This is a genomic window from Polaromonas sp. DSP2-3-2b2 (genome assembly GCF_049895905.1).
GTDB lineage: Bacteria > Pseudomonadota > Gammaproteobacteria > Burkholderiales > Burkholderiaceae_C > Polaromonas.
The window spans coordinates 105,009-117,479 of sequence record NZ_JAFCTH010000001.1 but is presented as its reverse complement, the minus strand read 5'-3'; the positions used below and the strand labels follow the sequence as shown (position 1 = coordinate 117,479).

Here is a 12,471-nt window from a genome sequence, read left to right as displayed (position 1 = left end):
TTATTTCTGGAGTTGCCATGAACATCGTCAAACCCGTTGCCGCCGACCGCTTGCCCGCGCTGCTCAGGCAGATGCCCAAGGCCGAACTGCACATCCACATCGAAGGCTCGCTGGAGCCTGAACTGATCTTTGCGCTTGCCAGGCGCAACGGCGTGCAGATTCCGTATGCCAGCGTGGACGAACTGCGCAGCGCCTATGCCTTCACCAATCTGCAGAGCTTTCTCGACATCTACTACGCCGGCGCCAGCGTGCTCTTGAGAGAGCAGGATTTCTACGACATGGCGCGCGCCTATTTTGTCAAGGCGGCGCAGGACAACGTGGTCCACGCCGAACTGTTTTTCGACCCACAGACGCACACGGCGCGCGGCGTCAGCATGCAAACGGTGATCAACGGCCTGCACCGCGCCTGCGTCGATGCGCAGGCGGAACTGGGCGTGAGCGCTTCACTGATCCTGTGCTTTTTGCGCCATCTGAGCGAAGAAGAAGCGTTTGAAACGCTGGAACGGGCGCTGCCATTTCAGGAAAAATTCATCGGCATTGGCCTGGATTCCGGCGAGGTCGGCAATCCGCCCGAGAAGTTCGCCAGAGTGTTCGCCCGCTGCCGCGAACTGGGCTTTCACCTGGTAGCGCATGCCGGCGAGGAAGGCCCGCCTGCCTATGTCTGGACCGCGCTCGATGTGCTCAAGGTCGAGCGCATCGACCACGGCGTGCAGTCGAGCAAGGACGCGCTGCTGATGCAGCGGCTGGCCAAGGACCGCATCGCGCTGACTGTCTGCCCGCTGTCCAACCTCAAGCTGTGCGTGTTCCCCGACCTGGCCAGCCACAACCTGCGCCAGTTGCTGGACGCGGGGCTGGCCGCCACCGTCAATTCCGACGACCCGGCCTACTTTGGCGGCTACTTGAACGAGAACTTCACGCAGACCTTTGCCGCCGGCCCGCTCAACGCCGAACACGCCTACCGCCTGGCGCGCAACAGTTTCGAGGCCAGCTTCATCGACGACGCGGCCAAGCGGCGCCATATCGACCGGCTGGATGCGACTTTCGAGGCTTTCCAATAGCGCGCATTGTTTCGGGCCGGAAAACAAATTTTTTGTTATCAAATAGGCTGCTTGCGCATGCCTGGTATGCGCAAGCAGCTATGAATTCAGTAGCAAAAAACCATCGGGCACCTTGAGCACCGGCGCCCGCCAATGCGCACAGAACGACCGAATTTCCAGCGCAGCTTGTCCAATGACGCCTTCACGGATTTGCTTATAGTGCTGTTACACCGTGCGCCCTCATCGCAGGGATGAAGCCAGTCCTTGAATGGGAAACGAACAATACAGATGCTTGAACCGATAAAACCGCCGGATGAACTGGACCGCGTGGCCGAACTGCACAATTTGCACCTGCTCGATACGCTGCCAGAAGAACGCTTTGACCGTCTGACGCGCATTGCGCAGCGCCTGTTCGGCGTGCGCACCGTGCTGGTGTCGCTGGTTGATCAGGAACGCCAGTGGTTCAAGTCGAGCCAGGGGCTTGATGCACGGGAAACGCCTCGAACTGTCTCGTTTTGCGGCCACGCGATTCTGGCCGATGGGCCTTTTGTCCTTGAAGATGCATCGCTTGATCCGCGTTTCGCGGACAACCCCCTGGTGACGGGGCCCCTGGGCATCCGCTTTTATGCAGGCATGCCGCTAAAGGGGCCGCAAGGCCATAAAGTCGGCACCTTGTGCCTGATTGATCCGGCGCCACGGAAATTCAGCCCGGAAGATGCTGCCGCGTTGCACGATCTGGCGGCGCTGGTCATGCTCGAACTCACGAACACGGACTTGAGCCAGGCCGTCAGTTCAGCCCGGGAAAGCGAGTCCATGCTGCGCCAGATCACCGACACCGTGCCCGCCCTGATTGCCTACCGGGACCGCGACCAGCGATTTCGCTTTCACAACCAGGCCTATGAAGAACTCTTCAACCTGAGTGCCAAGCAGATCCATGGCCGCACCTTGGAAGAACTGGCCGGCCCGCAAGTCTACGAGCGGGTGAAGGACGAATTCGACGAGGTGCTGCGCGGTTACCCGGTTCGCTACGAGCAGGCCTTCAGGAACCGGCTGGGCGATCTCAGAATCTACGACCTGCAATACGCCCCGCGTTATGGCGAAGGACCGGAGCAAGACCAGGTCATCGGTTTTTACTCGCTGGGCGCTGACATCACCGAGCTCAAGCGGATCAGCCGCATGAAAACCGAATTCATCTCGACCGTCAGCCATGAACTGCGCACGCCGCTGACCTCCATCCGGGGCTCGCTGGGGCTGGTGCTCGGCGGTGTGGCAGGTGAACTGCCCGACGCCGTGAAAACCCTGGTGGACATTGCGAACAAGAACTGCGAACGCCTGATCCGCCTGATCAACGACATCCTGGACAGCGAAAAAATCGAGTCCGGCAAGATGCGGCTGGAGTTGAAGGTTGTCAACATGGCGCAACTGGTGCAGCAGGCCATGGCGGCCAACCAAGGCTTTGCCGACCAGCACGGCGTGAAGCTGCTGCTGCAAGCGCCCGATGCCTCGCTGCAGGCAAGCGTCGACAGCGACCGGCTGGTGCAGGTCGTGACCAACCTGTTGTCCAATGCCGTGAAGTTTTCACCGCCAGACGGTACGGTGACCGTCAAGGTGTTGCGGGTCGAGCAGGGTGTCCGTGTGGAGGTGGTTGACTGCGGCCCGGGCATTCCCGAGGATTTTCGCGACCGGATATTTCAGAAGTTCTCGCAAGCCGATGCTTCCGACAGCCGGCAAAAAGGCGGAACCGGCCTGGGGCTCAATATTTCACAGGCCCTGGTCCACAAGATGCGTGGCCAGATCGGCTTTGCCAGCAAGGCTGGCGCGGGATCCACGTTTTTCTTCGAGTTGCCCGAATGGCAGAGCCCGGACCCAGCGGCGCAGCTGCCGCCTCCGGGCGCTCACGCCGTCCGCGCGCGGCCACGCATCCTGATCTGCGAGAGCGATCCGGACGTCGCGCTTTTGATCAGCATGATGCTGGAAAAAGCGGGATTTGATTCGGAAATGGTGCATGGCGCATCGCAGGCGATGGAACGCGTTCTGCGCGGCGGCTTTGTGGCGCTGACCGTGGACTTGAATCTCCAGGGCGGCGCCTCCTTTATCAATGCCTTGCGCGCCGATGAACGCACACGCCACCTGCCGGTCGTGGTGATCTCCGCCATGGCCGGGGAAGGGCGCCTGCAATTCAATAAAAAGCTGCTCACGGTGTCGGACTGGCTTGAAAAACCCATCGACGAAAGTCGTCTGGTGCACAGCGTGCGCCGGGCCGTGGCGGGCTCCAAGAGCGCAAAGCCGCGCATCCTGCATGTGGAAGACGATCCCGACATCCAGAGCGTCGTTGCCGCCGTCGTGCAGGACAGCGCCGTGTTCGAGTTTTCGGCCACGCTCAGTGAAGCCCGTGCCCGGCTGCGCGAGAACTCCTTTGACCTGATCCTGCTGGACCTTGCGCTGGGCGAGGATTCGGGCTGGAGCCTGTTCGAAGACATCGACAAACTCAACCCCAGGCCGCCGGTGATCGTGTTTTCGGCCTGCGATGAAGACCCGGCTCAAAGCAGACAGGTTGAAGCCGTCCTGGTCAAATCCAATACCTCGAACACCGAATTGCTCAATGCGATTCAGCACGCTCTTCTGATTCCCGAACATTGCGGGAACCCCGAGCGCATTCATCCCACCCATCAAGATTGATCATGTCCTCACCGCTGTGCCGCATCCTTTATGTTGAAGACCAGCCCGACATTCGTCTGGTGGCCAAGATGGCGCTGGAGGTCGTGGGCGGATTTACCGTCATGGCCTGCGCTTCGGGTCAGGAGGCGCTCAATTGCGCCCCGGACGCCATGGCCGACTTGCTGCTGCTCGATGTGATGATGCCCGGCATGGACGGGCCCAGCACCTTGCAGGCCTTGCGCAAACTGCCCGCCACGGCGCACACGCCGGTGGTCTTCATGACCGCCAAGGTGCAGGCCGCCGAAGTGGCGCTCTACAAGGCCCTGGGCGCGCTGGAGGTGATTTCCAAGCCCTTCGACCCGATGAAGCTGTCTGAGCAACTGCGCCAGGTATGGGCGGCACGCCCTTGATAATCGACCCTGGCTTGACTTCAGGCTGACCTGAAACAATAGCACCCTGCGGCTTTCGCGCACCTGCCGGATTCCCGGCCCCCGGAACAAGAGCAAACGAGAAAAGACACACCCGGCATGGCGCTTTCGACAACAAAACCGATATCTGCAACGCCGTCAAGCGCATGGCCGATTGCACTGGCCGGGCTGGTGTCGCTGGCCGTGGCCATGGGCATCGGCCGGTTTGCCTTCACGCCCATCCTGCCGATGATGCTCGCCGACGGCGTGGTCGATCTGCCGGGCGCCAGCTGGCTGGCCAGCGCCAATTACCTTGGTTACATGCTGGGCGCCATTTTCTGCACGCTCCAGCCGTGGCTCTGGGCGCGCCTGCGCTGGCTGCCTGCGCTGGCTTTTTCGTCGCTGGTGCGCGCCGGCCTGCTGGCGACCGGCGCGCTGACGCTGGCGATGGCCTGGCCTTTTCCGGCCGCCTGGCCGGCGCTGCGTTTTGCCGCCGGCGTGACCAGCGCGGTGGTGTTTGTCTACACCTCGGGCTGGTGCCTGTCGCATCTGGCCCGGCTGGGCGTCCCCAGCATGGGCGGCATCATCTACGCCGGCCCCGGCGCGGGCATCATCGTGAGCGGTCTGCTGGCCAGCGGCATGGTGGCGCGGCACTTAGCGGCGGCCACCGGCTGGATGATCCTGGGCGTGCTGGCCTTCGCGCTGTCGGCGACCGTGTGGCGCATTTTTCGCGGCGGCGACGAACGCCTGAAGGCGCTCGGCACGCCAGGCCCGCACGCCGCCAGCCTGTCCGGCGCAGCGGCCACGCATCATGGCCCGGCTGAAATGGCCGCCTTGACGCTGGCCTACAGCCTGGCCGGTTTTGGCTACATCATCACCGCCACCTTTTTGCCGGTGATCGCGCGCGCGGCACTGCCCGGTTCGGCTTGGCTGGACCTGTTCTGGCCGATCTTCGGCCTGGGCGTCATGGCGGGCGCGCTGCTGGCCACGCGCCTGCCGCATGGCGACATGCGGGTGCGCCTGGGCATTTGCTATGCGGTGCAGGCGCTGGGCATTGCCGCCAGCCTGTGGAGCCCCACTCTGGCCGGCTTTGTCATCGGCAGCCTGTTGCTGGGCTTTCCCTTTACCGCCATCACCTTTTTCGGGCTGCAGGAGGTGCGGCGCCTGCGCCCTGCCACGGCATCAAGCTTCATCGGCCTGCTGACGGCGGCCTACGGCGTGGGCCAGATCGCCGGCCCGCCGCTGGTGGCGTTGCTGCTCAGACACAGCGCGACCACCGGCGAAGGCTTCACCTTGTCGCTGCAGATTGCCGCCAGCGCCCTGCTGGTCGGCGCGGTCATGTATGCCTGGATGGTGCGCGCTTATCCGGTTTTAAAGTAAACCGCTAAAATCAGGTTTTCACCAGCGCGCTGTCCCGGCGCGCTGGTGTTTTTATTTTTCCGGGGCCATGTAGAGGACTACCATGTATAAAAACCTCGCCGCCACGCTCGTGGCCGCCTGTTTTATTTCTTCCGCCCTATCTCAATCCCCGGCAGCGGCGCCCTTGAAAATCGGCTTTGTCTATGTCGCGCCGGTCACCGAAGCCGGCTGGGTGCACCAGCACGACGAAGCACGCCAGGCCGTTCAGGCGGCGCTGGGCGACCGGGTCCAGACCACCCATGTCGAAAACGTCGCCGAAGGCGCTGACGCCGAACGGGTGATCCGCGACTTGGCCAGCCAAGGCCACCGGCTGATCTTCACGCCCAGCTTTGGCTACATGGAGCCGACGCTCAAGGTCGCCAAAGACTTTCCGGATGTGAAGTTCGAGTCCATCACCGGTTACAAGACCGCTCCCAACGTGGCGGTGGCCAATGTGCGTTATTACGAAGGCCGTTACCTGGCCGGCATTGCCGCCGGACGGCTGGCCCGCAGCGCCGGCTATGTGGCGGGCTTTGCGATTCCCGAGGTGATCCAGGGCATCAACGCTTTTGCGCTGGGCATGCGCTCGGTCAATCCGCAGGCGACGGTCAAGGTGGTCTGGCTCGGCGCCTGGTTCGACCCGCCGCGCGAGCGCGAAGCAGCCATGACGCTGTTCAACCAGGGCGTCGAGGTGATCGCCTTTCATACCGGCTCGACCGCCGTGATGAGCGCCGCGCAGGAGCGCGGCAAGCTGGCGATTGCCTACCATTCCGACATGCGCAAGGTCGCGCCCGATGCGCAGCTGCTGGCCATCACCCACCAGTGGGGCGACTACTACACCGGCCGCGCCAAAGCCGTGCTGAACGGCAGCTGGAAGAGCGCCGCGCTCTGGGGCGGCGTGAAGGAAGGCATGATCCGCGTGGACAGCTTCGGCCCCAAGGTGCCGAAACAGGTCGCCGCCGAAGTGCTGGCCCGCCAGCGCGACATTGCCGCCGGCAGATTGCACCCCTTCAAGGCGCGCACCGCGCTGCTGGACAACGAAGGCCATGAAGTGCTGGCCGCCGGCAAAACGTTCAGCGACGAGCAGATTTTGAACATGAACTTCCTGGTGCAGGGCATTCAGGGCAAGCTGAACAACTAGGACGCAGGAATCACCATGAGCTACCAGGTCAAGGAAATTTTTTACACGCTGCAAGGCGAGGGCAGCCATGCCGGCCGGCCAGCAGTTTTTTGCCGTTTCGCCGGCTGCAACCTGTGGTCAGGCCGCGAAGCCGATCGCGCCAGCGCTGTCTGCCGGTTTTGCGATACCGACTTTGTCGGCACCGACGGCACGCTGGGCGGCAGGTTCCGGGAGGCCGAGGCGCTGGCGCGCCAGATCGAGGCCCAGTGGCCCGCCGGCGACCGCGCGCACCGCTTTGTCGTCATGACCGGCGGCGAGCCGCTGCTGCAGGTCGATGGCGCGCTGATCGAGGCGCTGCATGCGCGCGGTTTCACCATCGCGGTGGAAACCAACGGCACGATTGCTGCGCCGCCCGGCATTGACTGGATCTGCGTCAGCCCCAAGGCCGGCGCGCCCTGGGTCCAGCGCGAAGGCGATGAGCTCAAGGTCGTCTGGCCGCAGCCGGCGCTTGACTGGGCTGAACTGCAGGCGGCCCATTTCAGCCATCGCTTCCTGCAGCCGATGGACAACCCGGACCGGCAGCGCAACCTTGATGCCTGCATTGCGCTGTGCCTGGCGCAGCCCGCCTGGCGGCTCAGCCTGCAAACCCACAAGATCACAGGAATCCGATGAACAGTGCGCCCATGGTCTGCGAAATCAGCCAGACCTTCTTTTTTGACGCCGCGCACACGCTGGACCGCGCGATTGAAACCGAAAGCAGCAAGCGCATCCACGGCCATACCTACAACGCCGAGGTGTTTTTGACCGGCCAGCCCGACCCGGCCACGGGCATGGTGATCGACCTGGGGCTGGTGCGGCGCGAGGTGGCGTTGCTGCGCGAGCAGCTCGACCACCACCTGCTTGACGAGGTGCAAGGGCTGGGTCCGCCAACGCTGGAAAACCTGTGCCAGTTCATTTTCAGAAAACTGCTGCCCGCGCTGCCGGCCTTGAGCTCGGTGCGGGTCTGGCGCGTCTCGATTGGCGACGGCTGCCGGGTGAGCCGGCTGCTGTGATCGGGTAACCTTGCCGCGATGAAAGCCTATCGCGCCTCGATTCTTTATTTCCCCGATCCTGCGGTTCCCCGGGCGGTGCTGGAAGCCGACGGCCTGCTCGTCGTCGGGCCGGATGCCCGGGGCCGGCAGGTGGTGCAGGCGCTTGGCCCTCATGCCGAACTGGCGCCGCGCTTTGCCGGCCTGCCGACCGAGCATTTACCCGGCCGCATCATCGCGCCGGGCTTTGTTGATCTGCACATCCATTTTCCGCAAGTCGACGTGATTGGCTCGCCGGCCGAGGGCTTGCTGCCGTGGCTGGAAAATTACACCTTTCCACAAGAAAAACGCTTCTCTGCGCAGGACCACAGCGCGCAGATAGCTACATTTTTCATAGCAGAGCTGCTGCGCAACGGCGTCACCACGGCGCTGGCCTTTGCCACCTCGCATCCCGAATCGGTCGATGCGCTGTTTGCCGAGGCGCAAAAGCGCCAGCTTCGCCTGATCGCCGGCAAGGTGCTGATGGACCAGCATGCGCCCGACGGCGTGCGCGACGAAACGCAGCAAAGCTTGGCGGACACCGAAGCGCTGATCCGGCGCTGGCACGGCGTGGACCGGCTGGGCTATGCCATCACGCCGCGCTTCGTGCCCAGCTGCAGCGCCGCCCAGCTGCGCGGCGCCGGCGAGCTGGCCGCGAAATACCCGGACGTGTGGATTCAGTCGCATGTTGCCGAGAACAAAGACGAAGTCGCCTGGGTGCGCGCGCTGTTCCCCGAAGCGCGCAGCTACTTGAGCGTGTATGAGCAGTTCGGCCTGATGCGCCCGCGCGCCATCTATGCCCACTGCATTCACTTTGACGACGAAGACCGGGCGCTGATGCGCCGCACGGGCGCTGCCGCTGCCGTCAGCCCGACCAGCAACCTGTTTTTGGGCAGCGGATTTTTCGACTACGCCGGCGCCGACCGCGTGGGTTTTGGCTACGGGCTGGCCAGCGACGTGGGCGGCGGCACCTCGTTCAGTCCGTTTCACACCATGCTGGCCGCGTACTATGTCGGCAGGGAAGGGCAGACCAAGCCCGGCGTTTCCTTGAACCCGCAGCACCTGTGGTGGCAGCACACCGCCGGCGCCGCGCAGGCGCTGGGTTTGTCGGGCGTTGTCGGCAACCTGCTGCCCGGCTGCGAGGCTGACTTTGTCGTGATCAATCCGCAGGCTACGGCGCTGCTGGCGCGCAGGACGGCGCTGGCGGCCAGCCTGGACGAGCAGCTGTTTGCCATGATCGTGCTGGGCGACGACCGGCTGGTGGAAAAGACCGTGATTTCGCAGGCTGGCTGAGTCGGCAAGCCGGCCAGGGCGGGTGGCCCGCCGGGCCGCTCAAGCGTCTGGCGCGCTGAGGACTGTTCCCTGGGCAATCAGCTCGTCTATCCGGGCCATGACCAGCAGCCCGGTCACCGAATGAGGGTCGAATGCAGGCCATTCGATCTGGGTCATCGGGTCCAGGTCGCAGAGCTGGACATGCGCCATCGCCCATTTTTCGTAGCGCCGCCGGGTGATGGTTTCGCAGTGAACCATCTCCACATTCTTGTGGCGCTGGTCGGCTGCAATGCGCTCGAACAGGGCGGTGACCGCGTCGCGCTCGCCTTCGAGCACCTGCAAAAACACCCCTTGTCCCTGGCACAGCACGCCGGTGATGCCGTTGTGCGCGTTCCAGGCGTGCGCTGCCTTCAGAATTGTGCCGGTCACCGTGGTGGTTTGCGGAACCGCAGCGGCGCTGACATAGAACAAACGAATGAGCATGTTGAACACCTCGTTAAATTATTTGGACCACATCCGATCAGCATACAGACTCCTGGCAGTCTGGGCACGATGCGCCTTTCAACCCAAGGGTCATCAGCCATGCCGCTGCTTACAATCGGCGGTACTGGAGAGCACTGACAATGAGCATCAAGAGCGATAAATGGATACGCCACATGGCGGAAACCACCGGCATGATCGAGCCTTTTGAACCCAAGCAGGTCCGTGAGCGCGATGGCCACAAGATCATCAGCTACGGCACGTCGAGCTACGGCTACGACATCCGCTGCGCGCCCGAGTTCAAGGTTTTCACCAACATCCACAGCACCGTGGTGGACCCGAAGAATTTCGATGAGAAAAGCTTCGTTGACATGCATGGCGACAGCTGCATCATTCCGCCCAACAGCTTTGCTCTAGCCCGCACGCTGGAATACTTCCGGATTCCGCGCAACGTGCTGACCATCTGCCTGGGAAAAAGCACCTACGCGCGCTGCGGCATCATCGTCAACGTCACGCCCTTCGAGCCCGAATGGGAAGGTTACGTGACGCTGGAATTCTCCAACACCACGCCGCTGCCTGCCCGCATCTACGCCGGTGAAGGCTGTGCGCAGGTGCTGTTTTTTGAAAGCGACAAGGACGATGTCTGCGAAATCAGCTACAAGGACCGGGGCGGCAAATACCAGGGCCAGGTTGGCGTGACGCTGCCCAAGGCGTGAGGCGCCCAGGACTTGAAATCAAACCAGGAAAGGCAATGTACCCATGAGAAATGACGACATCCGCTGCTGCGGAACCGGTACCTGCATGATCAATGCAGAAGGCGTCTGCTGGTGCGGACAGCGCTGGGATGGTGAAAAAATGTGCCCGCCCGCTTTGCAAAATGAGCCGGCTGGCCAGGTGAAAACTTCTTCTGAACCCCGCGAAAAACGATCAGGCAGCCTGGATGGCGGTTTGGCCGGCAGTTCGGCTGACTAAACAATGGCATCCACCATGAATCCCCTGAATCCGAAAAAGCTGCTTCTTTCCAAATGGACGGCGGTGCAGCCCATCCGCAAGGACAAGCATTTCCTGGTCACCAAGGTTGTCGCGCCTGAGGTTGAAGGCGACAAAACCGAGTGGGTGGACATCGAGGCTGTGTTTTCGCGGTCAGCGCAAAGGGTCGCCTGGCGTGATCTGCAAAATGACGAAGTCTGGAAGCAGGGGTGGGTATGAAGGCCGGCAAGCGCATGAATCCTCGTGGCCTGCTGCTGCGCCAGGCGCGTTTTGCAGGCATCTTGACGATTGGATTAACCGCAGGGAGCATGGTCATGGCCGTTGAAGAACCGAAGTTTGAAGTCACGGCCCAGGACGGCAACCGCGAAGTGCGCCGCTATGCCCCGGTCATCGTGGCTGAAACCTTTGTCGAAGGCGATATGGATGCGGCTACCCGCAAGGGCTTCAAGCTGATAGCGGATTACATTTTTGGCAACAACCAGCTGGCAGGCACAGCGGCAGAGAAGACGTCAGCAAAGATCGCGATGACGGCTCCGGTCACTGCCGAGCCTGTGGCAGCGTCCGGGAAGATCGCGATGACCGCTCCGGTGACCGTGGAGCCCGTGGCGGCTGCCTCCTCCATGGCCAGCGCTACCCAATGGCGAATTCATTTCGTGATGCCGAGCCAGTACTCGATGCAAACGCTGCCCAAACCGAACAATGAGGCGGTGAAGTTGCGCGCAATGCCCGCCAGGACTTTTGCGGTGCTGAGCTACTCCGGTTTCAACACGGCCTCCAGGGTTCAGGAGAAAACTGACGATCTAGCCTTCTGGATGAAGTCAAAAAACCTGGAGGCTGTCGGCGCGCCCCAGCTTGCGCGTTACGACCCGCCCTGGACCTTGTCGATGTGGCGCCGAAACGAAATTCAAATGGAAATCAAGACGCCCTGAGCCAGCGGTTTTCCACAGGAGCAGGTCGCTGCGCTGACTCTTTTTCCTGGTCAGCCCGGAGAAGTCTGAGCCGCTGGGACTTCGGCTTCCCGCCAACTCACCGTTCCCCGGTAGGCGTGCCAGCTTGCATGGCCGAGCAGCGGCCCGATCACCACCAGGCCCAATCCCCACGGCAGCAGCGCCACGGCAATCAGCGTGGTGATGATCAGCCCCCACAGCAGCATCACGCCGGGGCTTGAAAACATCACCCGGATGCTGGTGACGGAGGCTGAAACCGCGTCGGTGTCGCGGTCCAGGATCATCGGGATTGACACCACGGCGGTGGAAAAAACCAGCGCCGCGAACATCCCGCCCACCGCCAGGTAAACGGCGACGAATTCCCAGTTCTCGGGGTTGAACACGGCGTTCAGCACGCCGGTGGTCGAAGGAAGGCCGGTGTTGAAAAACACCGCGAACACCACCAGCGAGGCCCGGCCCCAGAGCAGTTCCAGCACGATCAGCACCAGCACCAGCATGCCCATGCTGCGGATGTGGCTGTCCCAGCAGGTCAGCGACGCCCTGAGTTCGGGCTTGAGGCCTTGCTCGCGCCGGCGGCTGACTTCATACAGCCCCATCGCCAGAAACGGGCCGACGAGCAGGCAGCCCGAGGCAATCGTCAGCGTGTATTCGGGCTTGGCGCGAAACACGGCGCCGAGCGTCATGGCCATGAGCCAGAAACAAATCCCATAAAACAGGCCGATGCCGGGGTGGGCCGACAGGTCGCGCCATCCGGCGGCCAGCCAGGCAAAGGGCGCGCCCCGACTGAGCGGCCGCATGATCGCCTGCGGCCCGACCGGGGGCGGAGGCACGTACGGCACGGCCATGACCGGCAGCTCGTCGTGCAGCGTCTCGGGTTGTGACGTAAGGGCTGCGGGCGGAACGCTGCCGTTGTCTCGGGAAGGGGAGGATGTCATGGGGCTTTGGTTGAAAAGGCGAGTCTGTTATCAGTCGTCAGCCTAACCAGTTCCCCGTGTCCTGACCAGTAGGCAAGTACCAACATGCGTTGCCGGTGCGGATTCCAAAGCATGCGCGTCGCCCTGGATTTGGGCGGGCGGGCGGGCAGGGCGATGGGCG

General features: G+C 62.8%; 13 protein-coding genes. 11 read left to right on the top strand and 2 right to left on the bottom strand.

Translation table 11 applies throughout. The features are described 5' to 3' along the window. Positions 1-17: 17 nt before the first annotated feature. The 8 genes from ACP7AD_RS00595 to guaD all read left to right on the top strand — a co-directional run bounded on the left by ACP7AD_RS00595 (position 18) and on the right by guaD (position 8,980). Positions 18-1,058, top strand: coding sequence for an adenosine deaminase (locus ACP7AD_RS00595; RefSeq protein ID WP_426145075.1), 1,041 nt, complete (start codon positions 18-20; stop codon positions 1,056-1,058). Positions 1,059-1,325: 267 nt separating this feature from the next. After that, entirely contained in the window at positions 1,326-3,716 is a 2,391-nt protein-coding gene (locus tag ACP7AD_RS00590; RefSeq protein ID WP_426145073.1) for an ATP-binding protein, read from the top strand. 2 nt (positions 3,717-3,718) lie between these two features. Next, positions 3,719-4,105, top strand: coding sequence for a response regulator (locus tag ACP7AD_RS00585; protein WP_426145072.1), 387 nt, complete (start codon positions 3,719-3,721; stop codon positions 4,103-4,105). Between the two features lie 117 nt (positions 4,106-4,222). After that, on the top strand, positions 4,223-5,482 hold the full coding sequence (locus ACP7AD_RS00580; protein WP_426145071.1) for a YbfB/YjiJ family MFS transporter: 1,260 nt from the start codon (positions 4,223-4,225) through the stop codon (positions 5,480-5,482). A gap of 82 nt (positions 5,483-5,564) precedes the next feature. After that, a complete protein-coding gene (locus ACP7AD_RS00575; RefSeq protein ID WP_426145070.1) occupies positions 5,565-6,641 on the top strand; it encodes a BMP family ABC transporter substrate-binding protein in 1,077 nt (358 codons plus the stop codon). A gap of 15 nt (positions 6,642-6,656) precedes the next feature. Then, positions 6,657-7,292, top strand: coding sequence for a 7-carboxy-7-deazaguanine synthase (gene queE / locus ACP7AD_RS00570; protein ID WP_426145068.1), 636 nt, complete (start codon positions 6,657-6,659; stop codon positions 7,290-7,292). Between the two features lie 11 nt (positions 7,293-7,303). Beyond that, positions 7,304-7,672 (top strand): 6-pyruvoyl trahydropterin synthase family protein, encoded by a 369-nt coding sequence (locus tag ACP7AD_RS00565; protein ID WP_426145255.1) that lies wholly within the window; start codon positions 7,304-7,306, stop codon positions 7,670-7,672. 18 nt (positions 7,673-7,690) lie between these two features. Next, positions 7,691-8,980, top strand: coding sequence for a guanine deaminase (guaD, locus tag ACP7AD_RS00560; RefSeq protein ID WP_426145067.1), 1,290 nt, complete (start codon positions 7,691-7,693; stop codon positions 8,978-8,980). Positions 8,981-9,019: 39 nt separating this feature from the next. Here guaD and ACP7AD_RS00555 read toward each other — a convergent pair whose 3' ends face one another. Then, positions 9,020-9,442 carry a BLUF domain-containing protein gene (locus ACP7AD_RS00555; RefSeq protein WP_426145066.1) on the bottom strand — a complete coding sequence of 141 codons (423 nt, stop codon included), beginning with the start codon at positions 9,440-9,442 and terminating at the stop codon, positions 9,020-9,022. A gap of 140 nt (positions 9,443-9,582) precedes the next feature. Here ACP7AD_RS00555 and dcd point away from each other — a divergent pair, with 140 nt between their 5' ends. The 3 genes from dcd to ACP7AD_RS00540 all read left to right on the top strand — a co-directional run bounded on the left by dcd (position 9,583) and on the right by ACP7AD_RS00540 (position 11,358). Continuing rightward, positions 9,583-10,155 carry a dCTP deaminase gene (gene dcd / locus ACP7AD_RS00550; protein ID WP_036809536.1) on the top strand — a complete coding sequence of 191 codons (573 nt, stop codon included), beginning with the start codon at positions 9,583-9,585 and terminating at the stop codon, positions 10,153-10,155. Between the two features lie 271 nt (positions 10,156-10,426). Next, positions 10,427-10,648: a TIGR02450 family Trp-rich protein gene (locus tag ACP7AD_RS00545; RefSeq protein WP_426145065.1), complete on the top strand. Its 222-nt coding sequence runs from the start codon at positions 10,427-10,429 to the stop codon at positions 10,646-10,648. Beyond that, positions 10,645-11,358, top strand: coding sequence for an SOUL family heme-binding protein (locus ACP7AD_RS00540; RefSeq protein ID WP_426145063.1), 714 nt, complete (start codon positions 10,645-10,647; stop codon positions 11,356-11,358). The genes ACP7AD_RS00545 and ACP7AD_RS00540 overlap by 4 nt, the downstream gene beginning before the upstream one ends. 50 nt (positions 11,359-11,408) lie before the next feature. Here the strand turns inward: ACP7AD_RS00540 and ACP7AD_RS00535 are convergent, their stop codons facing one another. Next, positions 11,409-12,221, bottom strand: coding sequence for a DUF2189 domain-containing protein (locus ACP7AD_RS00535; RefSeq protein ID WP_426145252.1), 813 nt, complete (start codon positions 12,219-12,221; stop codon positions 11,409-11,411). Between the last annotated feature and the right edge of the window lie 250 nt (positions 12,222-12,471).